Below are 24,270 nucleotides of genomic sequence, written 5' to 3' on the forward strand. Positions count from 1 at the left end.
CGAGGGCGGTAAGGGGAGATGCGCGACGACCGGGGGTGAAACGTCTCGCACGGGTGATTCGGGGGTGCACGGGGGGAATGGTTTGGATGGCACAGGCGATTGCCAGGGTTCGCGCTCGTCGGCGTCGTGTTAAGGGGCATCCACCGATCGGGGGATGCCGAGTCCCCCGGGTCGTCGTTCCCGTCGGTGTCGCGCACCACCAGACTGAGGGCATGAGCGAGAACGTCGTCGAGGTTCAGGACCTGCGCAAGACCTATCGAGGGGGCCTCGAGGCACTGCGCGGGGTGTCGTTCGACATCCGCCGGGGCGAGACGTTCGCGCTGCTCGGTCCCAACGGCGCGGGCAAGAGCACGGTCATCGAGATCCTCGAGGGCTACCGCGACCGCACGAGCGGCGAGGTGCGCGTGCTCGGCATCGACCCGCACCGCGGCGGCCTCGACTGGAAGGCGCGACTCGGCATCGTGCTGCAGAACACCGGCGAAGCGCCCACGGCGAGCGTGCGGGAGCTGCTGGCGCACTTCGCCTCGTTCTACCCGCGCCCGCGCGACGTCGACGAGGTCATCGCCTCGGTCGGGCTGAGCGAGAAGGCCAAGGTCTCGGTGCGCAAGCTGTCGGGCGGGCAGCGTCGTCGCGTCGACGTGGCGCTCGGGATCGTCGGTCGACCCGACCTGCTGTTCCTCGATGAGCCGACGACCGGCTTCGACCCCGAGGTCAGACGGCACTTCTGGTACCTCATCCGCGACCTGCAGCGCGAGGGCACGACGATCCTGCTGACCACCCACTACCTCGACGAGGCAGCTGAACTCGCGGAACGCGCGGCGATCATCGTCGGCGGAGAAGTGGCATCCGTCGGTCGTATCGACGAACTCGGCGGACCGGATGCCCGTGTGCCTCTCGTGCGGTGGCGCGAGGGCGGTGAGACCCGCGAGCAGCGCACGCAGGATCCCGGAGCGGTGGTCGCCCAGCTCTACGCCCGTGTCGGCGAACCCGAGCGGCTCGAGGTCGTGCGCCCGAGCCTCGAAGACGTGTACCTCTCGTTCCTTGGCGACGAAGCGCGCCGCACGGCCGCGGCGGGAGGCACCGCGTGAGCCGCGTGCTGCGGCTGGGTGCCGCCCGTGTCGCGTTCGAGGTGCGCTCGTACTTCCGCCAGGGCGACTCGGTGTTCTTCACGTTCCTGTTCCCCGTGATGATCCTGCTGATCTTCGCCGTCGCCTTCGACGCGCAGACCTTCGGCCCGCCCGGAGACGAGGTGGATGCCGCGCAGTTCTACCTCCCCGCGATGCTCGCCGCGGGCGTGCTGCTGTCGGGCCTGCAGAACATGTCGATCGACATCGCGATGGAGCGCAGCGACGGCACGCTCAAACGCCTCGGCGGAACCCCGCTGAGTCCGGTGTCGTACTTCATCGGCAAGCTCGGGCAGGTGCTGGTGACCGGATTCCTGCAGTCGGCGCTGCTCATCGTGGTGGCCGCGGTGTTCTTCGGCGTGCCGCTGCCGACCGACCCGGAGCGCTGGCTGACCTTCGCGTGGGTGTTCCTCCTGGGCGTCACCACCTGCGCGATCCTCGGGATCGGCCTGTCGGCGCTGCCCCGCACCGGCCGGAGCGCCACGGGCGTCGTCATTCCGATCGTGCTGCTGCTGCAGTTCATCTCGGGCGTCTACATCAACTTCGCCGCCCTCCCCGAGTGGCTGCAGAACGTCGCGAGCGTCTTCCCGCTGAAGTGGCTCGCGCAGGGCTTCCGCTCTGTTTTCCTGCCCGAGAGCTTCGCGGCCGGCGAGCCGTCGGGCTCGTGGGACCACCCGCTGATCCTGCTGGTGACGGGGCTGTGGCTGGTGCTGGGACTCGCGCTCGTGCGGCTGACGTTCCGGTGGATTCGGAAGGACGCGTGATGTCGCAATTCACCGCCACCCCGGTCGCCGCCTCGGACGCGGCGGATGTCGGACTCCCCACGACGCGAGGGTGGATCGTCGCCTTCCTCGCGGCGGGAATCCTGGGTGCGGGCATCGCTGTGGCATCCGCGGTCGTCGCCGGCATCCCGTGGGCCTCGGCTGTCGCTGCGCTGACGCTTCTCGGGGCCTACACCGTGTTCATCCTGCTCGTGCTGCCCCGTCTGCTGCGGCGCGAGGCGGGGACGATGGGCGCGCTCGACGTGGTCACCATGGTGGTCACGGTGCTCGCGGTCGCGCTGTTGACCTCCCTCGTGCCGTGGCTCGCGATGCTGCAGTTCTGGGTCTTCCCGCTGCTGTGGACGCTGGCCGCGTCGACCCGCATCGCGGTGGGCGCGTGCTTCGTCTCGGCCGCGTCGATCTTCGCCGCGCTGCTGCCCTGGACCGGTGGAGGATCGTGGGCGGTCATGGCCTTCGTACAGGGCGCGTCGTTCGTCTCCGCCGTCGTGCTGGGGCTCTGGATCAGCGGGATCTCGCGGTACGGCTCCGAACGCGACGCTCTCGTCACCGAGCTGACGGCAGCGCAGAGCGAACTCGCCTCTCTGCATCACGACGCCGGCGCGATGGCCGAGCGCGAGCGCCTCACCGCCGAGATGCACGACACGATCGCGCAGAGCCTCGCGGGGACGGTCATGCTCGCACAGCGCGCCCGGCGCGAGTTGGTCGAGGGAGCTCTGTCGCCGTCTACCCTCGAGCTCGTCGAGGAGGCCGCACGGGCAGCACTCGCCGAGACCCGAGAGCTGGTCGCCGGGGGAGCCCCCGCCTCGGTCGGGGCCGGCGGACTGACTGAAGCGTTGCGCACGGTGGTCGCGCGGGCCGTCCGCGAAACGGGTCTCGACGTCGAGCTCGTGACCTCGGTCGTACCGCCGCTCGATCGCGAGGCCGAGGTGGCGCTCCTGCGGTGCGCGCAGGAGGGCCTCTCGAACGCGAGACGGCACTCCGGCGCCCGTCGCGTCGAGGTGACTCTCGCCGAGCGGCACGGCGTCGTGGAGGTCACCGTGCGCGACGACGGCGTCGGTTTCGACGCCACCGCCAGCGCGCACGGCTACGGCATCGAGGGGCTGCGTGCACGCCTGGGCGCCCTCGGCGGATCGCTCGAGGTCGACGGCACCCCGGGGGCTGCGACGGTACGCGCCGGAGTCCCTGTCAGGGCGGGACGCTCGTGATCCGCGTCGTCGTCGCGGACGACCACCCCATCGTGCGCGCGGGGCTCGTCGGCTTGTTGGACGCCGCAGACGGGATCGACGTGGTCGGAGCGGCCTCCGACGGGGTGGAGGTCGTGGACCTCGTCGAGAAGGAACGTCCCGACGTGGTGCTGATGGACATGCGGATGCCGCGCCGCGACGGCGACGAGGCGACCGCGATGCTGCGCGAGAGCGTGCCCGCGACGCGTGTCATCGTCTTGACGACCTACGAGAGCGACGACGTCATCATGCGCGCGATCGCCGCGGGGGCGAGCGGGTACCTGTTGAAGGCCGCTCCCGAAGCGGAGTTGATCGCGGGCATCCGCGCGGTCGCAGCCGGCGAGGTGGCTCTCGCGCCGAGCGTCGCCCGGGTGCTGGTGGGGCAGGCGGGGCGGGCGCCCGACATGCCGACGCTGACCCCTCGAGAGGTCGAGGTGCTCTCGCACGTCGCCGAGGGGCTGAGCAACCGCGAAATCGGCGTCCGTCTTCACCTCGGCGAGGCGACGGTCAAGACGCATCTGCTCAAGGCCTTCACAAAACTCGAGGTTGCGGATCGCACGCGCGCCGTCACGCGGGCGATGGAGCTCGGCATCCTGCGGTCGCCCTCGTGAGAGGTCGGAATCGATCGCTTCCGGCGCTTCGCGGCGACACATTCCGACCCCTCACGCCGATATCCGGATGCCGCGGCCCCGGTGTCGGTGGCCGGGTCTAGCGTGGAGGAATGGTCGCTTATCGCTATCTCGGCAACAGTGGATTCAAGATCTCGGAGATCACCCTCGGCAACTGGGTGACCCACGGCTCGCAGGTCGGTGACGACGCGGCGATCGCCACGGTGCACGCCGCCCTCGACGCCGGCATCACGACATTCGACACCGCCGACGCCTACGCCAACACGGCCGCCGAGACGGTTCTCGGCAAGGCCCTCGAGGGGCAGCGGCGCGAGTCGCTCGAGATCTTCACCAAGGTCTACTTCCCCACCGGCCCCGCTGGCCCCAACGACACCGGCCTCAGCCGCAAGCACATCATGGACTCCATCAACGGGTCGCTGACGCGCCTGGGCACCGACTACGTCGACCTCTACCAGGCGCACCGCTTCGACTACGAGACGCCGCTCGAAGAGACCTTCCAGGCCTTCGCCGACATCGTGCGCCAGGGCAAGGCGCTCTACATCGGCGTCTCGGAGTGGACGGCAGAGCAATTGCGCGACGGGCACGCGCTCGCGAAGCAGCTCGGCATCCAGCTCATCTCGAACCAGCCGCAGTACTCCATGCTGTGGCGCGTGATCGAGGGCAAGGTCGTGCCCACCAGCGAAGAGCTCGGCATCTCGCAGATCGTCTGGTCGCCGATGGCCCAGGGCGTGCTGAGCGGCAAGTACCTGCCCGGTCAGCCCGTGCCCGAGGGCTCGCGCGCGACCGACGAGAAGAGCGGCGCCACCTTCATCAAGCGGTTCCTCCGCGACGAGACCCTCGAGGCCGTGCAGCGCCTCAAGCCGATCGCCGAAGAAGCCGGACTCTCGATGCCCCAGCTCGCGATCGCGTGGGTGCTGCAGAATCCGAACATCGCGGCAGCCCTGGTGGGTGCATCGCGACCCGAACAGCTCGCGGACACCGTGAAGGCGTCGGGAGTCACTCTGGATGCCGACACCCTCGCCGCGATCGACTCGGCCCTCGGCGACGCGGTGTACTCCGACCCCGAGAACACCTACGAGGTATCGCCGAAGCAGCGCGTGGCCTGACCCGCGGACGACGGTGGGGCGGGGCTTCGGCTCCGCTCCGCCGCGTTGCGACGCGAAGAGGGGCGCTCGGCTGCGCCTCAGGCGCCGCTCAGGAGAGGGCAGGGTGGGCGTCGTACTCTGTGCGAATGTCCTTTTCCGCTCACCGGCCGGGCCGCTTCGGCTCCGATGGCCGCATCGAGTTCACAACGGACGAGGAACGCGAGCAGTATCTCGACGACATCCTCGCCGCGCAGAACGCGGCCCACCGCTCCGCCGGGGCCCAGGACCACACGTCCGAGCCGTGGGGCGCGCCGCCCGCAGACGACGAGCCCGTCGACCCGTTCGTCGTCGACGCGCGCGACGCCGAGCCGGTCGAGACCCCCCGCGACGCCGAGCCGGTCGAGACCCCCCGCGACGACGCCCCCGCCGACGACCACGACACCGTGGTGATCGACCGCGCCCAGCGCTCCCGCGCCGACGACGAGACCGCGGTGATCCCCGACGAGGTGCCCGAGCCCGCGGCATCCGTGGCCGCGGCATCCGAGCCGCGCCAGCCCCGCCTGCGCCGTCACGATCCTCGACGACCGCGTCTGTCGCTGATCCGCCGGATGGCGGTGCTCGGCGGCGCCGACAACGACGTCCTCGACGAGGTGCCCGAAGAGGTGCCGCGCTTCGTGCAGATGTTCCTCGTGCTCGCCGGAACCGCTCTGGTCTCGTCGCTGTCGATGATGTTCGCGCTGCTGACGGGAGTGCGCGTGAGCCTGTGGCTCGCCGTGCCCCTCGCGATCGTGTGGGGCCTCATCATCTTCAACCTCGACCGCTTCCTCACCTCGACGATGCGTTCGACGAAGAACATCTTCCGCCTGCTCGGCCTGGCCATGCCCCGCGTGATCATGGCGGCACTGATCGGCATCGTCGTCGCCGAGCCGCTCGTGCTGCAGGTGTTCCAGAACGACATCGTGCGCGAAGTGAACTCCACCAACGTCACACAGGCCCTCACCGACCAGGATGCCGTGACCAGCGGCCCCGAGAAGCAGGCGCTCGACGCCGCGAGCGCGCAGGTGTCGGCGCTCGAGAACCAGGCGGCGACCGGCATCGTGACCGGAACCTCGTCGACCTCGGCCGAATCCGCCGCGGCTCAGCAGAGCGTCGATCAGCTGACGCAGCAGCTCGCCGCGCAGCAGACGGTCATCGACCAGGCGCGCGCGGTGTACCAGTGCGAGCTCACGGGCCAGGGCGCCGGGACGGTTCCGGGCTGTACGGGCGTCGCCGGCAACGGCGCGAGTTCCGACGCGGCGCAGGCGCAGCTCGCTCAGGCGCAGTCGGCCTACGACTCGCTGTCGACCCAGCTCGCGCAGGCGCAATCGACCCTCGCCGCCGCGAACTCCGCCGGGGCCGAGGCCGCCGCCTCGTCGGCCGACCAGAACAAGCAGCAGGCCGAGGACCAGCTGCCCGCCGCGCGGGCGCAATACGAGTCGGCGCTCGCCGCGTACAACGCGCGGGCGTCGTCCGTCGCCGACGGCAACGCGGGAGCGGTGGGCCTGCTCAGTCAGATCACGGCCCTCGAACGCCTGTCGGACCGCGAACCGACGCTGCGCTGGGCGCACTACCTGATCGCCGCGCTCTTCTTCATGATCGAGCTGCTGCCCGTGCTCGTGAAGGTGCTCACCGGGTTCGGTGGTCCCTCTCTGTACGAGAAGGCCGAGAAGATGCGCGGTCAGATCGCCCTCGACCGCGTCTCGGCGCGGACGTTCCGCAAGCGCGCCGACATCATCGCCGATGAGGCGAACCGCGTGCCGGCCACCGTCACCTGATGGTCGTGTGGAGCGCGGGACTGCTGCTGTACCGGCTGACGCCGGAGCCGCAGGTGTTCATCGCGCACATGGGCGGACCGTTCTGGGCGAAGAAGGACGCCGGTGCCTGGTCGATCCCGAAGGGCGAGTTCGACCCCGAATCCGAGGGGGCTCTGGATGCCGCGCGCCGCGAGTTCCGCGAAGAGCTCGGCGTCGAGCCGCCCCAGGTCGAGTGGGCGGAGCTCGGCACCTTCGCGTACGCCAGCGGCAAGAAGGTGGTCGTCTTCGTGGGGGACGGCGCCGGGTTCACGGCATCCGACTTCACGTTCGGCACATTCGAGATGGCGTGGCCGCCCCGCTCCGGGAAGACGGCCTCGTTCCCCGAGGTCGACCGCGCGGAGTGGATGGCTCCGGATGCCGCGCGCGAAGCGCTCGTGAAGGGCCAGCGCCCGGCGATCGACGCCCTCGAAGCCGCGCTGGCGGAGCTGCCCGCGTCCTGACGCGTCTCGGGCAGAACGCAGGAGAAACGGCGACGGCCCCGACGCCGACCCGCGGGATTGCGGGTGCGCCGGGGCCGTTCGCGTGAGAATTTCCGGACTTCTGCACGCGCGGTCTGATCGGGCCTGCAGAGAGGTTCCGCGGCAGGTCGCGTGCAGAACTCCGGAGAGATGTCGACGGCCCCGACGCCGACCCGCGGGATTGCGGGGGCGCCGGGGCCGTCGGCGTGCGGATCTCAGGAGTTCCGCACGCGAAGCGGGGCGGATCCGGGCTCGCGGCGCCGCCAGACAGCGGCACTGCGAGCCCGAGACATCACGGACGCAGCAGGATCTTGCCGACGCGGGGAGCGTCGCTCGCGGTGACGGCCTCGACGATGTCGTCGAGACCGAAGGTGGCCGCGACCGGGAGCGTCAGGGTGCCATCGGCGAGGTAGCGCGACAGCTCGCCGAACAGGGCGCCGCGGGTCTCGGCATCCATCGTCTTGCTGACGACGCTGCCCCAGAAGCCCTTCACGGTGGCCTGGCGGAAGATGAGGTCTCCGGCGCCGAGTTCGAGTGTGCCGGCGCCCATCGATCCGAAGATCACGAGCGTGCCGTTCTCGCTCAGCAGCGACAGCACCTGGCCGGCCGCGGGGCCGCCGACCGAGTCGACGCCCGCGACGACCGTGCCGTCGCCGACGAGGGCGAGGGCCTGCTCGCGCCAGTCGTCGGCGTCGGTCGACACGACGTTGTCGATGCCCTGGGCGGCGAGCTCCTCGACGGCGCTCTGGCGGCGCACGAGACCGACGACGTTGACGCCGCGGGCTTTTGCGATCTGCGCGACCATGCGGCCGACGGCACCGTTGGCGGTGTTCTGCACGATCCAGTCGCCGGCCTTCAGGTCGAGCGAGTGCAGCAGGCTGATGGCACTGAAGGGCATCGAGACGAGCTGCGAGGCGACCTCGTCGCTCAGACCCTCGGCGACGGGGATGAGGCCCGCAGCCTTGGCGACGACCTGCTCGGCCCACACTCCGAAGGTGCCGCCGGTGGCGACGCGCTGACCGACGGTCAGGTTCTCGACGCCCTCGCCGAGCTCCTCGATGACGCCGACCGCTTCGGTGCCGGCGCGGGCGGGGAGCTCGGGCTTGAAGCCGTACGTGCCGCGGATGGTCCACAGGTCGTGATTGTGGATCGGCGACATGAGCACGCGCAGGCGCACCTCACCGGGCCCGGGGGTCGGGGTCTCGACCTCTTCGGTTCCGACGACGTCGGCCGGCTCGCCGAACTCGTGGTGGATGACTGCGCGCATGGAATGCCTCCTGTGGTTATTTTGTAACGACCGGTCTAATATAGACCTCGGGCCTGCGAATGCAACCCGGAAGACGCTGCACAGCCGAAAGACGGAGGAAGAACATGGGCCGGATGCCGAGCTTCGAGCGCTCCGCCGTCGTCGACGCCGCGCGCGACGTGTTCTGGCGGCGTGGGTACGCCGAGACGGGTATCGCCGAACTCGAGGACGCCACGGGCCTGACCCGCTCGAGCCTGTACAACGCCTTCGGCAGCAAGCGCGGACTCTTCGACGCCGTCCTCTCGGCCTACCTCGACGATGTGGTCCGCACGCGCCTGCGCCCACTGGGCGGGGGAGACCCCGGCGCCCTCGAGGCCTATGTCGACGACATGCGTTCGGCCATCGAGGCCGACGCCCCGCGCGCTCGCCTGGGGTGCCTGCTGCTCAACGCCGGCTCCTCGCCCCTCGCGAGCGACGACGCCGAGGTGCGCACGCTCGTCTCGGACTACGCGGCCGAGATGCGCGCCGCGATCCGCTCGGCGGTCGCCGACCGTCGCCCCGGCCTGACCCCGGATGCCGTGGACGCGCTCGCCGCGGTCTGCGCCTCGCTCGTGGTGGCCGGCCTCACCCTCGCGCGCGCCGATCGCGACGCGGCGCTGGGGACGCTGGCATCCATCCCCTCGACCCTGGAGTCGTGGGGGCGGAGCTGATTCCGCCGCCGCGCCCACTCGGGGGTGTGGTCAGCCCAGCTTGACGGCCGTGCCGTAAGCGACGACCTCTTGGAAGTTCTGCGCCACCTCGCTGGTGTCGAAGCGCATCGCGATCACCGCGTCGGCGCCGACGGCCTGGGCCGCCTCGACGAGACGCTGCTTCGCCTCGTCACGGCTCTCCTGCAGCTGCTGGGTGAGACCCTGCAGCTCGCCGCCGAAGATCGATTTGAGGCCGGCGCCAAACTGCACCCCGATGTTGCGAGCGCGCACGGTGAGGCCGGTCACTTCGCCATACACTTCGACGATCTGACGGCCGGGGACATCGTTCATGGTCGTGACGAGCATGCGCTCAGTGTGGCAGGTGAGGTAGCGGTGCGCGAGGGGGTGCGCGGAAGCACTTTGTGTATACCTAAGACGCATCCAGGAGCGGCATATTCGCCGTATATGGCGTAGATTGCATACACTGGAGTGATGACGGCGAGGGGGCAGCATGCGAGCGAGTGAACGCGCATATGCGACGCTCCTCGACGAGATCCAGACGGGGGTGCTTTCGCCGGGCACCGTGTTGGGCGAAGTCGACCAGTCCACCCGGCTCGGCGTCAGTCGCACCCCGCTTCGCGAGGCGCTGCGCCGGTTGGCATCCGATGGTCTCGTCGCTCACGCCTCGGCCCGCGTCACCGTCGTCGCCGGCATCGACGTCGACGACATCCGCTCCCTCTTCGATCTGCGTCGCGCGCTCGAGACCGAGGCGGCACGCCTCGCGGCCCGGCGCGGTGACCGCGGTGTTTTCCTCGACCTCGCGACCGAGTTCGCCGGCGTCAACACCGCGGACGCCGACGCGTACTACGCCCTCATTGCCCGCTTCGACTCCGCGATCGACGACGCCGTCGACAACGCCTACCTCTCCGCCGCGCTCCGGAGCGTCCGCACCCATCTCGTACGGGTGCGACGCATGGCGCGAGACAACCCCCTTCGCCTCTCGGCGTCGACGGGGGAGCATGAACTGATCGCGCGAGCGATCGGCGCCGGCGACCCCGAACTCGCCGCCCACGCCACCCACGTGCACCTGCACAACGCCCTCACCACCATCCTCGAAGCCCTCACGGAGGACCCCTCATGACGATCACCCACCACGTGCGCGTGCACCGCAGCGACGAGAACCTCGCCCGCGAGGGCCAGCTCGCCTGGGCGCTCGCGCGCGTCGCGGTCGACCCGGTGGCCGTCGACGACGACGTGACCGAGATGATCGTCAACCGCCTCATCGACAACGCCGCGGTCGCCGCAGCCTCGCTGACCCGTCAGCCCGTGAGCGCCGCGCGCCAGCAGGCGCTTGATCACGCCGTGTCGATCGGCGGAGCGGGCGCCACGGTGTTCGGCTGCGCGCTCGAGCGGCACTCCAGCCCCGAGTGGGCGGCCTGGGCCAACGGCGTGGCCGTACGCGAGCTCGACTATCACGACACCTTCCTCGCCGCGGACTACTCGCACCCCGGCGACAACATCCCGCCCGTGCTGGCCGTCGCCCAGCACATCGGTCGCGACGGCGCCGCCCTCGTGCGCGCCCTCGCCACGGCCTACGAGATCCAGATCGACCTCGTGCGCGCGATCTCGCTGCACAGGCACAAGATCGACCACGTCGCCCACCTGGGTCCCGCCGCCGCAGCCGGCATCGGCACCCTGCTCGATCTCGACCAGGAGACCATCTACCAGGCCATCGGCCAGGCCCTTCACACCACCACGGCCACGCGCCAGTCGCGCAAGGGCGAGATCTCGACGTGGAAGGCGCACGCCCCCGCCTTCGCCGGCAAGATGGCGATCGAGGCCGTCGACCGCGCGATGCGCGGCGAGACCAGTCCCTCGCCCATCTACGAAGGGGAGGACGGCGTCATCGCCTGGATGCTCGACGGCCCCGACGCCTCGTACGACGTGCCCCTGCCCGCCGAGGGAGAGAGCAAGCGCGGCATCCTCGACTCGTACACGAAGGAGCACTCCGCCGAGTACCAGGCGCAGGCGTGGATTGACCTCGCCCGACGCCTCGGCACCGAGCGCCCGGAGCTGCGCGACCCCGCCAACGTGGCATCCGTCGTGCTGCACACGAGCCACCACACGCACTACGTGATCGGTTCGGGGGCGAACGACCCGCAGAAGTACGACCCGAGCGCGTCGCGCGAGACACTCGACCACTCGATCCCGTACATCTTCGCCGTGGCCCTGCAGGACGGCGCGTGGCACCACGTCGACTCGTACACCCCCGAGCGCGCGGGCCGTGCCGACACCGTCGAGCTGTGGCACAAGGTCACCACGGCCGAAGACGCCGAGTGGACGCGCCGGTACCACTCCGAAGACCCCAACGAGAAGGCGTTCGGCGGTCGCGTCGTCATCACCCTCACCGATGGGTCGACCGTGGAGGACGAGATCGCCGTCGCCGACGCCCACCCGCTCGGCGCCCGGCCGTTCGCCCGCGAGGACTACGTGCGCAAGTTCCGCCTGCTCGCCGAGCCCGTGCTGCAGCCCGACGAGATCGAGCGCTTCCTCGAGCTCGTGCAGCGCCTGCCCGAGCTGACCCCGGCCGAGGTCATGCAGCTCTCGATCGTCGCGAAGCCGGGCGTGCTGGCCCTGGCACCCGCGCCGAAGGGGCTGTTCTGATGCTCTACGCCCAGACCACCGCGCAGCAGAAGCGTCGCGCGCTGCGCGAGAAGCTGGCATCCGAAGAACTCGTCCGGATGCCGGGAGCCTTCAACCCGCTCTCGGCTCGACTCATCGAGCGCAAGGGCTTCGAGGGCGTCTACATCTCGGGCGCGGTCATCTCGGCCGACCTCGGCCTGCCCGACATCGGACTGACCACGCTCACCGAGGTCGCCGGTCGCGGACAGCAGATCGCCCGCATGACGGAGCTGCCCGCGATCATCGACGCCGACACCGGGTTCGGCGAGCCGATGAACGTCGCGCGCACCATCCAGACCCTCGAAGACGCGGGGCTCGCGGGCACCCACATCGAAGACCAGGTCAACCCGAAGCGCTGCGGTCACCTCGACGGCAAGAGCGTGGTCGATGCCGACACCGCGATCAAGCGCATCCGCGCGGCGGTCGACGCCCGGCGCGACCCCGACTTCCTCATCATGGCCCGCACCGACGTGCGCGCCGTCGAGGGGCTCGATGCCGCGATCGACCGCGCGAAGGCCCTGGTCGACGCCGGCGCCGACGCGATCTTCCCCGAGGCGATGCGCGACCTCGGCGAGTTCGAGGCGATGCGCTCGGCGCTCGAGGTGCCGATCCTCGCGAACATGACCGAGTTCGGAAAGAGCGAGCTGTTCTCGACGCAGCAGCTGCGCGACGCCGGCGTGAACCTCGTCATCTGGCCGGTCTCGCTGCTGCGCCTCGCGATGGGCGAAGCGGGTCGGGGCCTCGACGCCCTGGCATCCGAGGGTCATCTGCGAGAGCAGCTCGGACAGATGCAGCACCGCGCCGACCTCTACGACCTCATCGACTACGAGGGCTACACCCGCTTCGACGCCGACGTGTTCGACTTCACCGTCGAGCGCTGAGGCCCCGCGTGGACAGTGAGGTGACCATGTCCCGAAATGCGCGAACCATGTCCCAAAAGTGGTCGTCTGGACAGGGCTCAGACAACCGAAATCGGGACATGAGCCCCCGTACGAACACCGCACACGACTCAAGGGAGAGACGATGACCGACATCAAGAAGGGCCTCGCCGGCATCACGGTCGACGAGACCGCCGTCAGCAAGGTGAACCCCGACACCAACAGCCTGCTCTACCGCGGATACCCCGTGCAGGAGCTCGCGGCCACGCAGTCGTTCGAGGCGGTGGCGTACCTGCTGTGGAACGGAGAGCTTCCGGATGCCGCGCAGCTCGCCGACCTGCGACGGGTCGAGCGAGCGCACCGGGCGGTGGCCGACGACGTCCGCGCCGCGATCGACCTGCTGCCCACGAGCGCCCACCCGATGGACGAGGTGCGCACCGCCGTCAGCGTCATCGGTGCTCGCGAGACGGCCGGGATCTCGAACGTGATGGATGCCGTGGGCACCCCCGAAGAGAACCTCGAGCGCAGCATCCGCCTGTGGGCGCAGCTTCCGGCCGTGGTCGCGTACGGCCAGCGCCGCCGCCGCGGCGAAGAGCTCATCGAACCGCGGGACGACCTCGACTACGCGGCGAACTTCCTGTGGATGACGTTCGGCGAGGAGGCCGACGGGGTCGTCGTCGACGCATTCAATCGCTCGATGATCCTGTACGCCGAGCACTCCTTCAACGCCTCGACCTTCACCGCGCGCGTGATCGCGTCGACCCTCAGCGACCTCTACTCCGCCGTCGTCGGCGCGATCGGCGCCCTCAAGGGCCCGCTGCATGGCGGCGCGAACGAGGCCGTGCTGCACGTGTTCACCGAGATCGGATCGGCCGAGAACGTCGGGCCGTGGCTCGACACCGCCCTCGCCGAGAAGCGCAAGATCATGGGCTTCGGCCACCGCGTCTACAAGCGGGGAGACTCGCGCGTGCCCACGATGAAGGCCGCGCTCGACACCCTGGTGGAGCACTACGACCGCCCCGACGTCGCCGCCCTCTACGACGCCCTCGAGTCGCAGTTCGTCGAGCGCAAGGGCATCTACCCGAACCTCGACTACCCCTCGGGCCCCGCCTACGACCTGATGGGCTTCGACACGCTGACCTTCACCCCGCTGTTCGTCGCGGCGCGCGTGACGGGCTGGACCGCGCACATCCGCGAGCAGCAGGCCTCGAACGCGCTGATCCGTCCGCTGTCGGAGTACGTCGGCGCCGACGAGCGGCACATCGAGGGCTACGTTCCGGATGCCGACGACCTCGAGGCCCAGGAACGCCCCGAGGAAGCCGCGGGCTGATGTCGGCGCCCAGGATCGTCCTCGTCTCGGGAGCGCGCACGCCGATCGGGTCGTTCGGCGGAGCCCTGTCGGGCGTCGACGCGTACGAGCTCGGTGCGGTCGCGGTCTCGGAGGCCCTGCGTCGCGCCGGCGTCGCGAAAGACGACGTCGACGAAGTCGTCATGGGCTGCATCGCCCAGAACGGCCCCGACGCCTACAACGCGCGCCGCGTCGCGCTCGCCGCGGGGCTGCCCACGCGCGTGCCCGCCTTCACCGTGAACCGTCTCTGCGGCTCGGGCCTGCAGGCGATCTGGTCGGCGGCGCAGGAGCTGCGCTGGGGCGGCATCGACGTGGCCGTGGCCGGTGGTGACGAGAGCATGTCGCGCACGCCCTTCCTCGAGTATGGCGCCCGCGGCAACTCGCGCCTCGGCGACCGGACCCTGCTCGACGGCACGCTCGCGATCCTCACCGACCCCTTCAGCGGCCGACACATGGGAACGACGGCCGAGGTCGTGGCATCCCGATACTCCGTCTCTCGAGAAGAGCAGGACGCGTTCGCCGTCGAGAGTCAGCGGAGAGCTGCGACGGATGCCGCGCGCGCGGCCTTCTCGGAAGAGATCGTGCCCGTCACCACCAGTGGCCGGAAGCCCGTCGAGGTGTCGGTCGACGAGCACCCGCGGCCGGGGACGACCATGGAAGCCTTGGCGGGGCTTCGACCCGCGTTCGAGAAGGACGGCTCGGTGACCGCCGGCAACTCCTCGGGCATCAACGACGGTGCCGCAGCGACGGTGCTGATGCGCGAGGACGACGTGCGCGAGCGCGGACTGACGGGCCTTGCGACCCTCGAGGCCGTGACCACCGCGGGCGTCGACCCCGAGATCATGGGCTACGCCCCGGTCGTCGCCCTGCAGCGGCTGTGGGAGCAGACGGGGCTCACCCCCGCCGACGTCGACGTGATCGAACTGAACGAGGCCTTCGCCGCTCAAGCGGTCGCGGTGATCCGCGACGGCGGTCTCGACCCGGCAAAGGTGAACCCGTACGGCGGCGCGATCGCCCTCGGCCACCCGGTCGGGGCGACGGGTGCGATCCTGACGGTGCGCGCGGCCCTCGACCTGCAGCGTCGCGACCTCGAGTACGCGGTCGTAACGATGTGCATCGGCGGTGGCCAGGCCCTGGCCGCGCTGTTGCGGCGGTACTGAGCCGCCCGCCCCGCCCCGCCCCGCCCCGCCCCCGCGCGAGTCGCCAGAATTTGTCGCCGAGGGGTAGCCCGAAGCGACAATTCTTGGCGACTCACGCGGAGTGGGCGTGTGCGGGGGCTCGGAGAGACAGGAACACGTCGACCTCGTCTTCGGAGTCGAGGGTGAAGCCGGCGCGCTCGTAGAGGCGGCGGGCGGGGCTGCCCTGCAGCACGTTCAGGCGTGTCGGGCCGTCGTGCGGTTCGGCCAGCACCTGTCCCAGCACGGCGCCGCCGACGCCGCGGCCTTGGAGAGCGGATGCCAGGTAGAAGTGCTCGATCCAGCGGCTCGCTTCGTCGGGCCGGACCGTGATGGAGCCGGCATCCGCCCCGTCGACGACGATGATGCGCGTCCACTCCGGGTGGAAGCCGTCGCGCAGGCGCTGGCGCACCCGATGTTCGTCGAAGCGGTCGAGGCGTTCGAGGTCGGCGCGCAGCACCTCGGCGCGCAGCTCGACGAGCCACTCGATGTCACCGGCGACGGCCGGGCGCAGGCGGAACTCCACCCCTGAAGCCTAGAACCGCGTGAGTCGCCATATTCTGTCGCCGGCGGGCCGGTCGAAGCGACACATTCTGGCGACTCACGCGCGGCGCGGCCCCGGGATACTGGTCGTATGAGCGTGTTCCTTCTGGGCGGCGGGCGCGATGTCGCGCGCTGCGGCGAGCTTCTGCGTCCTTTCGTCGCCGAGGCGCGAGAGCGAGCCGCGGATCGCGCGCCCGAGATCGCGCTGCTGCTCGTGCTCGAAGCCGACGACGATTCGTCGGTCGCGCGCTTCACGGCGATGCTCGAGAGCGCGGGCGCGGCAGCGGCGGAGATCCGCGTCGAGTCGATCGTCGAGGGTGAGGTCTTCGCGGCCGCGGCGCTCGAGGCCGATGCTCTGATCGTGGGCGGCGGCCTGACCCCGGCGTACCTGGACGCATTCAAAAAGATCCGGGATGCCGTGACCGACCGCGTCCGCGAGGGAGTCCCGTACGCGGGGTTCTCGGCCGGATCGGCGATCGCCGCCGGGCCCGCGCTCGTCGGCGGATACCGCGTGCGCGGCGTCGAGGTCGGCTCAGAGGATGCGGCCGAAGAGCTCGAGGAGGTCGAGGTGCGCCCGGGCCTGGGGCTTCTGGACTTCGCCGTCGACGTGCACGCCGCCCAGTGGGGGACCCTGTCGCGTCTCGTGGCCGTGATCGACGCGGGGCTCGTCGCCGAGGGCGTGGCGATCGACGAGCACACGGCCCTGGTGATGTCGGCGCAGGCGGCCCCGGCCGTCCGGGGCAGTGGGCAGGTCTGGCGCGTCGAGTCCGCGGCATCCGGAGTCCGTATCCAGGTGCTCCGCGCCTGACCGGAGCTGCCGCGTGAGTCGCCAGATTCTGTCGCTTGCGCGGGGACCGAAGCGACAGAATCTGGCGACTCGCGCGACGGGAAACGGCCCCCACCCGGAGGGGTGAGGGCCGTTCCGCTGCCCAGCGTCAGACCGTGCGGCGGCGGCGCAGTGCGAAGGCGAGACCGCCCGCGACCACGAGCATGCCGCCCGAGAGGGCGATGCCCCAGGGGCCCTGTGCCCCGGTCGCGGCGAGAGTGCCCTTGCGGGCGACCTGGATCGCGAGCGCGGGGAGCACGGTGCCGTCGGCGCGCGCGATGACGACCGTGTGCGCGCCGGGCTCGAGAGCCGCGGGTACGCTCACCCGGAAGGTCACCGTGCCCGAGGCATCGGCGGCCGGGATGCCGGTGATGATGATCGGCGTGCTGTTCAGCGTGGCCGTCAGCTGCTCGCCCGCGTTCAGCCCCGAGACGGTGACCGTGAACGATCCGCCCTGCTCGACGCGGGTCGCGCTCGCGCTCACCGTGACCGAGGTCGACGGCGACGACGTCGGTGCGCCGCCGGGCTGACCCGTGGGGCTCGTCGTCGGGGTCGGGGTCGGCGTCGGCGTGGCAGTTCCCTCGTCGACGGGCTTCGTGCCGGTCAGGTAGGCCCGACCCAGCGGCGACGGGGCGATGCTTTTCTTCGCGGTGAAGAAGTCGACGGTGGCCTGCAGGTCGATCTGACCGGAGTCGGCCTTGCTCGTGCCCTGGGCGAAGGCGGTGAAGTTGTCGCCGCCGGCCGCCAGGAACGAGTTGGTCACGACGCGGTAGGACGCCTTTTCGTCGATCGCCTTTCCGTTCAGCTGGACTGATCTGATGTGCGAGCCGGCGGCGGCGTTCGGGTCGTACTCGAAGGTGAAGCCCTTCGAGACGCCGAGCGCGAGCACCGGTCGCGCGGCACCCGAGGGCTGCCACTGCTGCTCGAGCACCTGCTTCAGCTGGGCCCCCGTGAGCGAGAGCGTCACCAGGGTGTTGCCGAAGGGCTGCACGTTCGCCGCCTCGCGGTACGACACCGAACCGTTGTCGGAACCGTACAGCAGGTCGGCGCGCAGGCCGCCGGGGTTCATGAACGCGATCTGTGCGTCCTGTCCGTTGAACGAGGGGTTCTCGCTCGCGGCCCAGAGGTAGACGTCGGCCACGGTGTTGCCGAGGGTGGAGTACGCCCCGCGGTCCTCACCACCCGTGCTGTTCTTGGCGCGGGTGATATCGGCGGTGATCGTGCCGACCTCGACCTTGCCCTTCGTGTCGGCGGTGGACTTGGCCTCGGCCACGATCTTCGCCGTCGCCGCCTGCGGATAGGCGATGTACTGCGTCACCGCGGGGTCGAGCAGCGCGCGCACACCCGGCGTGATCGAGGCGAGCGTGCCGTTCGCGTTCAGGTCGATGTCGAGCGTGCCGAGGTTCGTGCCGTACGAGCCGGTCTGGATGACCGAGCGACCGCCGATGGTGCACGAGTACTTCTGGTGCGTGTGCGCCGAGACGATCGCGTTCACATCGGCCGAGGCGCCGCGGACGACGGCGCCGAAGTCGGTCGTCTCGGTCGCGATCGTGGTGCAGTTGGTGCTCTCGGAGCCGTCGTGGACGAGGACGATGACGATGTCGGCACCCGCCGCGCGGGCGTTCTTCGCCTCGCGGTTGATGGCCTCGGTCTCGTCGCCGAACTCGATCGTGGTGATCTTCGACGGGTCGACCATGCCCGCGGTCTGGGGCGTCACGGTGCCGACGAACGCGACCTTCGTGTTGCCGACCTGCTTGATCGTGTACGGCTTCAGAGCGGGGGTCTTCGTGCCCTTGTTGTAGACGTTGGCCCCGAGGGCGAAGTCGCTGAGGGCTCCCGAGTTGTTGCCGTAAGCCGGGATGACCCGGCCGGTGAGGTCGGCGAAGCCGCGGTCGAACTCGTGGTTGCCCACCGCGCTGACATCGAGCGTCGCGGCCTTCAGTGCCTTGATCGTCGGGGTGTCCTGGTCGATGAACGACTCGAAGGCGCTCGCGCCGATGTTGTCACCCGCCGACACGAACAGCGTGTTCGGGTTCTGCTGGCGGTACTTCTCGACCGCCCCCGCGAGCACGCCGGCGCCCGCGACGCCCCCGGTCTCCTGGAGCAGGCGGCCGTGGAAGTCATTGATCGTGAGGATCTGCAGGTCGGGCGTCTTCGGCTGCGTCGGGCGGACCTCGAACACGGTGGTGGTGCCCGAGACCTCGTTGCCGGTGACCAGCAGCGGCACGCCGGTCGGCGAACGCAGGGCCGATACGAAGGCGATGCCCTCGGGGCCGAGGTCTCCGGCGGCGGCCGTCTTGACGTCGGCTGCGGCGTTGCGGTTATTGACGTAGGTGACGTACGTCGCCTTGGTCGGGTCGGTGATGTCGTAGACCATCACGCCGCCCGCGCGCTCGAGGCCGATGAAGGCGTAGGTGCGACCGTCGACCACGCCGATCGTGACGTTCTCGGGCTCGGGGCCCTTGTCGTCGCTGCGGTCGTCGACGGTGTTGTTGTCGTTCGAGACGTTGAACAGCTGCGGGGCGACCTCTTTGAGCTTCTGCTCGAACTGGTCGCCCGAGTCGAAGACGAGGGCACCCTTGGTGTCCCAGATCGAGAACGAGCGGCCGCCGTAGGCGTACAGCTCGCTGTAGCAGCCGTCGGCGGTCTTGCCGAGGTCGGTCACGACCTTCAGCCGACCGAGGTCGGTGTCGGCCGAGCGGCCGGCCAGCGGTGAGGTGGCGCAGACCGCGCCGAGGCCGTTCTTGCCGAGGTCCTTGATGCGGGCCTCGTCGGTGAACGTGCCCCACTCGCGGCCGTCGCCCTCGTTCGCGGTGACGAGGTACGTCGCCGCCTTGCCGTTGGTGGTCGCCGAGTACGACGCGATCCCGTCCGGCATGTACAGGCCCTTCAGGCCGGCGACGGTGCGGATGTTCGCGCCGTCCTTATCGCTCGGGTCGAGTCCGACGGTGCCCCAGTCCTTGTAGCCGAGGGGCAGGATGCCGGTCACCTCGGCCTTCGTGAGATCCACCGTCGCGACGGCGTTGTTCTCCTGCAGGGTGACGTAGGCCACGGTGCCGTCGGTCGTGATGTACTCCGGCTCGAGGTTGCGCGAGACGCGGTTGGTCGACAGGGGCTCGGCACCTTGGTTCGGGGCGGCGACGTCGGGGCCGAACACGCGAACCTTGGAGTCGAGCGTCTTGCTCCCGCCGGGCTCGAAGGCGCGGAAGCCCGCCGTCTTGACGGCGCTCTGCGCGGGGGCCGACAGCGCGGACGACAGCGCGATGACGCTGACCGAGCCCTCGGGGTCGACCGAGAAGTTCGCCGCCGGCTCGCCCTCGTTGGCGACGACGGCGTAGGAGCCGTCCTTCGAGAAGGTCACCATGTCGGGAAGAGCGCCGACGGTGACCTCGCCGAGCTTCGCGCTCGCGGCATCCGTCTTGTTGGCGTCGAAGAAGACGAGGTGACCGGGGTCGGTCTTCGTGGTGGCTTCGAAGGCGATGACGCCGAGGCCGTCGTCGCGGACCGCGACCGAGTTGGCGACACCGTTCGAGGAGATGTCGAACAGCTTGACCGGCTTCTTGGGGTCGCTGTTGTCGAGCACCGTCACGGTACCGGCCTGCGCGTTGACGACGAAGAGGCGGTCGCGGTAGGCCTGGACGATCTCGGCCGCGGATTCCTTGTAGACGCCGGTGTCGTAGGAGCCGACCGGAGTGACCGACAGGGCGGCACCGGCGGCGCTGTTCGAGACGGGCTGGGGGACGATCGCGGCGGAGGCCGCGGTGGCGCTCGACAGGGCGAGCGCGCACACCGCCGCGGTCGTCGCGGTGAACGCGGCGGCGCGGCGGAGGAAGGTCGAAGGCATGGCTGTGTCCTCGGGTTCGGGTGGGGGAGCGACCCGCGCGGGCGGCGCGATCTTGTGGATTTTGCCTGCAGTTCGTGACGACCCGGTGAACGGGGAGGGAACGCGCCGGCGTCGGTCCCCGATGCCTCCGGGCGGTCTTACGCTCGTCCCATGAATGAGAACGTCTCGGCGGCCGCCCCCGGCGCGCACCCCGATGAGCCCCACCGCCAGGGACTCTCCCAACGACTCAACTGGCTGCGCGCCGGCGTGCTCGGCGCCAACGACGGCATCGTCTCGACCGCCGCGGTCGTGGTCGGTGTCGCGGGCGCCACCAGCGACACCGGTCCGGTGCTCGTCGCGGGTCTCGCCGCCCTCGTCGGTGGCGCCATCTCGATGGCACTCGGTGAGTACGTCTCCGTGTCGAGCCAGCGCGACAGCGAGCACGCCCTCATCCAGAAGGAGAAGCGCGAGCTCGCCGAAGATCCCGAGGCCGAGCTCGCCGAGCTCGTGGGCATGTACGAGGCGCAGGGTCTGTCGCGCGACACCGCGACGCGCGTGGCGAACGAGCTCACGGCATCCGACGCCCTCAAGGCCCACCTCTCGGTCGAGCTGAACATCGACGCCGAAGACGTCGTGAGCCCGTGGGCCGCGGCCTTCGCCTCGGCGGTCGCCTTCACCATCGGCGCCCTCTTGCCGCTCGCGACGATCCTGCTCGCGCCGGTCGAGATCCGCGTTCCGCTCACCTTCGTCGCCGTGCTCATCGCGCTCGCGATCACGGGCTACGTCGCCGCCGTGCTCGGTGGGGCGCGGCGCGGGCGGGCGGTGCTGCGCACGGTGATCGGCGGGGCGCTCGCGCTCGCCGCGACCTACGCGGTCGGTGCGTTGTTCGGGGTCTCCGCCTCGTAGTCGGTACCTCTATCAATTAGTAGGACGTCCAGCTAATCTGAGGGGAGCGACGACGCCGTCGCCTTCCGAAGGAGAGCCGCATGGACACCACCCCTGCTCCCGCGCTCGACGCCCCGTCGACCGGCACCCTGAGTTCCGACGAGCGCGACGCCATCCTCGACGCCGTGCGCGACTTCGCCGCGACCGAGTTCGCCCCGCACACCCTCGAATGGGATGCCGAGAAGCATTTCCCCCGCGACGTGCTGCGCCGCGCGGGGGAGCTGGGTCTCGGCGGCGTCTACGTCAACGACGACGTGGGCGGCGCCGGGCTGTCGCGTGCCGACGCGGTGGCGATCTTCGACGAGCTCGCCTACGGCGATCCGACGGTCACGGCCTACATCACGATCCACAACATGGTGGCGTGGATGATCGACACGTACGGCACCGCCGCGCAGCGCGAGCGGTGGCTGCCGTCGCTGGTGGCCATGGAAGACCTCGGCGCCTACTGCCTCACCGAACCGGGTGCCGGGTCGGATGCCGCGGCCATCACCACCTCGGCCATCCGGCACGGCGAGACCTACGTGCTGACGGGGGTCAAGCAGTTCATCTCGGGCGCCGGCGAGGCGTCGGTCTACGTCGTCATGGCGCGGACCGGGGAGCCCGGAGCACGCGGGATCAGCGCCTTCATCGTTCCCGCCGACGCCGAGGGGCTGTCGTTCGGACCGAACGAGAAGAAGATGGGGTGGAACGCTCAGCCCACGCGCCCCGTGATCCTCGATGAGGTGCGCGTTCCCGCCGAGAATCTGCTCGGCGGTGAGGGGCGCGGCTTCTCGATCGCGATGAACGCCCTCAACGGCGGCCGCCTCAACATCGCCACGTGCTCGATCGGCGGGGCGCGCTGGGCGCTCGACCGTGCGATCTCGTACGTGCACGAGCGCTTCACGTTCGGCGAAGCCCTCGCCGAGAAGCAATCGGTCGTGTTCGCGGTGGCCGACATGGCGACCGAGCTCGAAGCCGCGCGACTGCTCGTGCGCGATGCGGCGACCGCGCTCGATGCGAAGGCTCCGGATGCCGCGACCCGGTGCGCCATGGCGAAGAGGTTCGCGACCGACGTCGGCTTCCGCGTCGCCAACGAATCGCTGCAGCTGCACGGCGGCTACGGCTACCTGCAGGACTACGGCATCGAGAAGGTCGTGCGCGATCTGCGCGTGCACCAGATCCTCGAGGGGACCAACGAGATCATGCGGCTCATCGTCGGCCGCAGCGTCCTCGCCGCGTGAGGTGCGCTTTTCTCGTTTTGGGGCGAATTCCGTCACTCGGGGCGTGAATTTCTCGCCTCAAACTGCAGAATGCGCCCCGAACCGGTCCGGTATTGCCGCGAAGAGCGCTGGCGCCGACGCGCCGCGGCAAGACCCCCGATCGATGTCGGTGGGGCGTGCGAGCATTCGAGGGCGGGCGAAACCGCCGCGACCATCACTCGAGACGACGGGAGTCACCATGACCGAGCCGGATGCCGGATACGAGACGATCCGCGTCGAGCAGCGGGGCCGCGTGGGGTGGATCTTCCTCGACCGGCCCGAGGCGCTGAACGCCCTCAACACGCAGTCGATGCGCGACGTGGTCGCCGCCGCCGAGGCCTTCGATTCCGACGAGGGCATCGGGGCGATCGTGGTGACCGGCAGCGAGAAGGCCTTCGCCGCGGGCGCCGACATCAAAGAGATGGAGCAGAAGTCGGGTCTCGACATGATGCTCACCGACCACTTCGGCGCGTGGGCGCGGTTCGCCGCCGTGCGCACTCCGGTGATCGCGGCGGTGTCGGGGTACGCCCTCGGCGGCGGATGCGAGCTCGCCCTCATGTGCGACGTGATCCTGGCCTCCGACCGGGCGAGGTTCGGGCAGCCCGAGGTGCAGCTGGGCGTGATCCCGGGCATGGGCGGAACGCAGCGGCTCGTGCGTGCCCTGGGGTACTACAAGGCGGCCGAGCTCGTGCTGACCGGACGCATGATCGACGCCGCCGAGGCCGAGCGTGCGGGTCTCGTCTCGCGCATCGTGCCGTCGGCCGACCTGCTCGATGAGGCCGAGAAGGTCGCGCAGACGATCGCCGAGAAGCCGCTGCCCGCGCTGTACGCGGCGAAGGCGGCGCTCGACGTCGCGCTGGAGTCGACCCTCGCCGAGGGCGTGCGGTTCGAGCGTCAGGCCTTCGCGGCCCTGTTCGACACGGCCGATCAGAAAGAGGGGATGGCGGCGTTCCGCGAGAAGCGCGCGCCGTCGTTCACGCACCGATGAGCGGGCGCGGGTGGTGGGAGCGAGTCGCGGGTGAGAACGCCCGCGGCGGTGCGCTGTCGTCCGCCCGCCCGCGCGCATCGCGGAGCGCGGCGCCAGGGATCGTGCCGGCTCAGAGCGGATCGGGCACGGGAGCCGGGTCGGCGAAGTCGCCCGCACCCTTGCGGAAGCGCGCGATGATCCGCACGAGCGCCGTCGCGTCGTCGTCGTCGAGGCCGAGGTCGGCGAACACGATGTTGAGCGCGTCCGTGGCCTCATCGACTCGATTCCGCCCCTCCTCGGTCAGCGCGAGCAACGCCGCGCGGCCGTCGGTCGGATGCGGCTCGCGCGTCACGTACCCGTCGCGCGCGAGGCGCTCGACCGTGTTCGTGACGCTCGTCGGATGCACCTGCAGGCGCGCGATGGCGCTGGCCATCGGCATCCGCCCCTCTCGCGTGAAGGCGAGCAGCCGCAGCATCTCGAAGCGCGAGAACGACAGGTCGAAGGGCTTGAGCGCGCGGTCGATCGCCGCCATGAACAGCTGGTGCGCGCGGATCACCGAGGTCACCACGGTCATGCCGTCGGCGGCGTCGTCCCAGCCGTGCGCGAGCCACTGGCGCTTCGCCTCGGCGATCGGGTCGACAGGCAGTCGTCGCGTCATCGGTCCTCCTCGCGATTCACGGTACCGCTCGCGCGGCTCGGGTACGCGGCATCCGGTCGCTTCGACGGGCTCGAGGACCTGGTCTGCGCGGTGGAGTC

Annotated in this window: 22 protein-coding genes; 17 read left to right on the top strand and 5 right to left on the bottom strand. The window is 70.3% G+C overall.

All coding sequences use genetic code 11. From position 1 onward, the window contains the following. Nucleotides 1–212 precede the first annotated feature (212 nt). From QBE02_RS12040 to QBE02_RS12070, 7 genes are all read left to right on the top strand, one after another. Entirely contained in the window at nt 213–1,088 is an 876-nt protein-coding gene (locus QBE02_RS12040) for an ABC transporter ATP-binding protein (protein WP_279365911.1), read from the top strand. After that, nucleotides 1,085–1,888: an ABC transporter permease gene (locus QBE02_RS12045; protein WP_056224531.1), complete on the top strand. Its 804-nt coding sequence runs from the start codon at nt 1,085–1,087 to the stop codon at nt 1,886–1,888. The genes QBE02_RS12040 and QBE02_RS12045 overlap by 4 nt, the downstream gene beginning before the upstream one ends. Continuing rightward, nucleotides 1,888–3,111: a sensor histidine kinase gene (locus QBE02_RS12050; RefSeq protein ID WP_279365912.1), complete on the top strand. Its 1,224-nt coding sequence runs from the start codon at nt 1,888–1,890 to the stop codon at nt 3,109–3,111. The genes QBE02_RS12045 and QBE02_RS12050 overlap by 1 nt, the downstream gene beginning before the upstream one ends. Further along, nucleotides 3,108–3,740, top strand: coding sequence for a response regulator transcription factor (locus QBE02_RS12055; RefSeq protein ID WP_268102534.1), 633 nt, complete (start codon nt 3,108–3,110; stop codon nt 3,738–3,740). Before QBE02_RS12050 ends, QBE02_RS12055 begins: the two co-directional genes overlap by 4 nt. 110 nt (nt 3,741–3,850) lie before the next feature. Further along, nucleotides 3,851–4,864, top strand: coding sequence for an aldo/keto reductase family protein (locus tag QBE02_RS12060; RefSeq protein WP_279365913.1), 1,014 nt, complete (start codon nt 3,851–3,853; stop codon nt 4,862–4,864). Nucleotides 4,865–4,989: 125 nt separating this feature from the next. Beyond that, complete coding sequence (locus QBE02_RS12065; RefSeq protein WP_279365914.1) at nt 4,990–6,657, top strand: DUF4407 domain-containing protein; 1,668 nt, start codon at nt 4,990–4,992, stop codon at nt 6,655–6,657. Next, the gene (locus QBE02_RS12070; protein ID WP_279365915.1) at nt 6,657–7,136 is read left to right on the top strand and encodes an NUDIX domain-containing protein; all 480 of its coding nucleotides are present in this window, start codon (nt 6,657–6,659) and stop codon (nt 7,134–7,136) included. The genes QBE02_RS12065 and QBE02_RS12070 overlap by 1 nt, the downstream gene beginning before the upstream one ends. 310 nt (nt 7,137–7,446) lie before the next feature. Here the strand turns inward: QBE02_RS12070 and QBE02_RS12075 are convergent, their stop codons facing one another. Further along, nucleotides 7,447–8,421 carry a zinc-binding dehydrogenase gene (locus QBE02_RS12075; RefSeq protein ID WP_279365916.1) on the bottom strand — a complete coding sequence of 325 codons (975 nt, stop codon included), beginning with the start codon at nt 8,419–8,421 and terminating at the stop codon, nt 7,447–7,449. Nucleotides 8,422–8,534: 113 nt separating this feature from the next. Here QBE02_RS12075 and QBE02_RS12080 point away from each other — a divergent pair, with 113 nt between their 5' ends. Then, nucleotides 8,535–9,110 carry a TetR/AcrR family transcriptional regulator gene (locus tag QBE02_RS12080; RefSeq protein ID WP_279365917.1) on the top strand — a complete coding sequence of 192 codons (576 nt, stop codon included), beginning with the start codon at nt 8,535–8,537 and terminating at the stop codon, nt 9,108–9,110. A gap of 30 nt (nt 9,111–9,140) precedes the next feature. On the opposite strand, the gene QBE02_RS12085 is transcribed toward QBE02_RS12080, so the two are convergent. Next, nucleotides 9,141–9,455: a YbjQ family protein gene (locus tag QBE02_RS12085; protein WP_056224521.1), complete on the bottom strand. Its 315-nt coding sequence runs from the start codon at nt 9,453–9,455 to the stop codon at nt 9,141–9,143. Nucleotides 9,456–9,600: 145 nt separating this feature from the next. Between QBE02_RS12085 and QBE02_RS12090 the strand changes: the two genes are divergently transcribed. From QBE02_RS12090 to QBE02_RS12110, 5 genes are all read left to right on the top strand, one after another. Continuing rightward, on the top strand, nt 9,601–10,230 hold the full coding sequence (locus QBE02_RS12090) for a GntR family transcriptional regulator (RefSeq protein ID WP_279365918.1): 630 nt from the start codon (nt 9,601–9,603) through the stop codon (nt 10,228–10,230). Next, complete coding sequence (locus tag QBE02_RS12095; protein WP_279365919.1) at nt 10,227–11,753, top strand: MmgE/PrpD family protein; 1,527 nt, start codon at nt 10,227–10,229, stop codon at nt 11,751–11,753. Before QBE02_RS12090 ends, QBE02_RS12095 begins: the two co-directional genes overlap by 4 nt. After that, nucleotides 11,753–12,652: a methylisocitrate lyase gene (gene prpB, locus QBE02_RS12100; protein WP_279365920.1), complete on the top strand. Its 900-nt coding sequence runs from the start codon at nt 11,753–11,755 to the stop codon at nt 12,650–12,652. The genes QBE02_RS12095 and prpB overlap by 1 nt, the downstream gene beginning before the upstream one ends. A 142-nt stretch (nt 12,653–12,794) precedes the next feature. Next, a complete protein-coding gene (locus tag QBE02_RS12105) occupies nt 12,795–13,979 on the top strand; it encodes a bifunctional 2-methylcitrate synthase/citrate synthase (RefSeq protein WP_279365921.1) in 1,185 nt (394 codons plus the stop codon). Next, nucleotides 13,979–15,157 (top strand): thiolase family protein, encoded by a 1,179-nt coding sequence (locus QBE02_RS12110; protein WP_279365922.1) that lies wholly within the window; start codon nt 13,979–13,981, stop codon nt 15,155–15,157. Before QBE02_RS12105 ends, QBE02_RS12110 begins: the two co-directional genes overlap by 1 nt. A gap of 91 nt (nt 15,158–15,248) precedes the next feature. Here the strand turns inward: QBE02_RS12110 and QBE02_RS12115 are convergent, their stop codons facing one another. Then, nucleotides 15,249–15,698 carry a GNAT family N-acetyltransferase gene (locus QBE02_RS12115; protein WP_279365923.1) on the bottom strand — a complete coding sequence of 150 codons (450 nt, stop codon included), beginning with the start codon at nt 15,696–15,698 and terminating at the stop codon, nt 15,249–15,251. 108 nt (nt 15,699–15,806) lie between these two features. Here QBE02_RS12115 and QBE02_RS12120 point away from each other — a divergent pair, with 108 nt between their 5' ends. Beyond that, nucleotides 15,807–16,523, top strand: a complete 717-nt coding sequence (locus tag QBE02_RS12120; protein ID WP_279365924.1) for a Type 1 glutamine amidotransferase-like domain-containing protein — start codon at nt 15,807–15,809, stop codon at nt 16,521–16,523. Nucleotides 16,524–16,650: 127 nt separating this feature from the next. Here QBE02_RS12120 and QBE02_RS12125 read toward each other — a convergent pair whose 3' ends face one another. After that, complete coding sequence (locus QBE02_RS12125; protein WP_279365925.1) at nt 16,651–20,385, bottom strand: choice-of-anchor I family protein; 3,735 nt, start codon at nt 20,383–20,385, stop codon at nt 16,651–16,653. A gap of 150 nt (nt 20,386–20,535) precedes the next feature. Here QBE02_RS12125 and QBE02_RS12130 point away from each other — a divergent pair, with 150 nt between their 5' ends. The 3 genes from QBE02_RS12130 to QBE02_RS12140 all read left to right on the top strand — a co-directional run bounded on the left by QBE02_RS12130 (nt 20,536) and on the right by QBE02_RS12140 (nt 23,535). Then, nucleotides 20,536–21,270, top strand: a complete 735-nt coding sequence (locus tag QBE02_RS12130) for a VIT1/CCC1 transporter family protein (protein WP_279365926.1) — start codon at nt 20,536–20,538, stop codon at nt 21,268–21,270. Between the two features lie 80 nt (nt 21,271–21,350). After that, complete coding sequence (locus QBE02_RS12135) at nt 21,351–22,529, top strand: acyl-CoA dehydrogenase family protein (protein ID WP_279365927.1); 1,179 nt, start codon at nt 21,351–21,353, stop codon at nt 22,527–22,529. Between the two features lie 217 nt (nt 22,530–22,746). Beyond that, a complete protein-coding gene (locus tag QBE02_RS12140) occupies nt 22,747–23,535 on the top strand; it encodes an enoyl-CoA hydratase-related protein (RefSeq protein ID WP_268102518.1) in 789 nt (262 codons plus the stop codon). 109 nt (nt 23,536–23,644) lie between these two features. Here the strand turns inward: QBE02_RS12140 and QBE02_RS12145 are convergent, their stop codons facing one another. Beyond that, nucleotides 23,645–24,172, bottom strand: a complete 528-nt coding sequence (locus QBE02_RS12145) for a MarR family winged helix-turn-helix transcriptional regulator (protein ID WP_279365928.1) — start codon at nt 24,170–24,172, stop codon at nt 23,645–23,647. Between the last annotated feature and the right edge of the window lie 98 nt (nt 24,173–24,270).

It is taken from the genome of Microbacterium testaceum (assembly GCF_029761935.1).
In the GTDB taxonomy this organism is placed as follows: domain Bacteria; phylum Actinomycetota; class Actinomycetes; order Actinomycetales; family Microbacteriaceae; genus Microbacterium; species Microbacterium testaceum_A.

What these genes read in the sequence shown, in the direction of transcription:
- QBE02_RS12065 (WP_279365914.1), top strand. Translation starts at nt 4,990, where the DNA reads ATGTCCTTTTCCGCTCACCGGCCGGGCCGCTTCGGCTCCGATGGCCGC.
- QBE02_RS12060 (WP_279365913.1), top strand. Translation starts at nt 3,851, where the DNA reads ATGGTCGCTTATCGCTATCTCGGCAACAGTGGATTCAAGATCTCGGAG.
- QBE02_RS12105 (WP_279365921.1), top strand. Translation starts at nt 12,795, where the DNA reads ATGACCGACATCAAGAAGGGCCTCGCCGGCATCACGGTCGACGAGACC.
- QBE02_RS12050 (WP_279365912.1), top strand. Translation starts at nt 1,888, where the DNA reads ATGTCGCAATTCACCGCCACCCCGGTCGCCGCCTCGGACGCGGCGGAT.
- QBE02_RS12135 (WP_279365927.1), top strand. Translation starts at nt 21,351, where the DNA reads ATGGACACCACCCCTGCTCCCGCGCTCGACGCCCCGTCGACCGGCACC.
- QBE02_RS12085 (WP_056224521.1), bottom strand. Translation starts at nt 9,455, where the DNA reads ATGCTCGTCACGACCATGAACGATGTCCCCGGCCGTCAGATCGTCGAA.
- QBE02_RS12070 (WP_279365915.1), top strand. Translation starts at nt 6,657, where the DNA reads ATGGTCGTGTGGAGCGCGGGACTGCTGCTGTACCGGCTGACGCCGGAG.
- QBE02_RS12040 (WP_279365911.1), top strand. Translation starts at nt 213, where the DNA reads ATGAGCGAGAACGTCGTCGAGGTTCAGGACCTGCGCAAGACCTATCGA.
- QBE02_RS12095 (WP_279365919.1), top strand. Translation starts at nt 10,227, where the DNA reads ATGACGATCACCCACCACGTGCGCGTGCACCGCAGCGACGAGAACCTC.
- QBE02_RS12075 (WP_279365916.1), bottom strand. Translation starts at nt 8,421, where the DNA reads ATGCGCGCAGTCATCCACCACGAGTTCGGCGAGCCGGCCGACGTCGTC.
- QBE02_RS12120 (WP_279365924.1), top strand. Translation starts at nt 15,807, where the DNA reads ATGAGCGTGTTCCTTCTGGGCGGCGGGCGCGATGTCGCGCGCTGCGGC.
- QBE02_RS12145 (WP_279365928.1), bottom strand. Translation starts at nt 24,172, where the DNA reads ATGACGCGACGACTGCCTGTCGACCCGATCGCCGAGGCGAAGCGCCAG.
- QBE02_RS12130 (WP_279365926.1), top strand. Translation starts at nt 20,536, where the DNA reads ATGAATGAGAACGTCTCGGCGGCCGCCCCCGGCGCGCACCCCGATGAG.
- QBE02_RS12080 (WP_279365917.1), top strand. Translation starts at nt 8,535, where the DNA reads ATGCCGAGCTTCGAGCGCTCCGCCGTCGTCGACGCCGCGCGCGACGTG.
- QBE02_RS12140 (WP_268102518.1), top strand. Translation starts at nt 22,747, where the DNA reads ATGACCGAGCCGGATGCCGGATACGAGACGATCCGCGTCGAGCAGCGG.
- QBE02_RS12110 (WP_279365922.1), top strand. Translation starts at nt 13,979, where the DNA reads ATGTCGGCGCCCAGGATCGTCCTCGTCTCGGGAGCGCGCACGCCGATC.
- QBE02_RS12125 (WP_279365925.1), bottom strand. Translation starts at nt 20,385, where the DNA reads ATGCCTTCGACCTTCCTCCGCCGCGCCGCCGCGTTCACCGCGACGACC.
- QBE02_RS12090 (WP_279365918.1), top strand. Translation starts at nt 9,601, where the DNA reads ATGCGAGCGAGTGAACGCGCATATGCGACGCTCCTCGACGAGATCCAG.
- prpB (WP_279365920.1), top strand. Translation starts at nt 11,753, where the DNA reads ATGCTCTACGCCCAGACCACCGCGCAGCAGAAGCGTCGCGCGCTGCGC.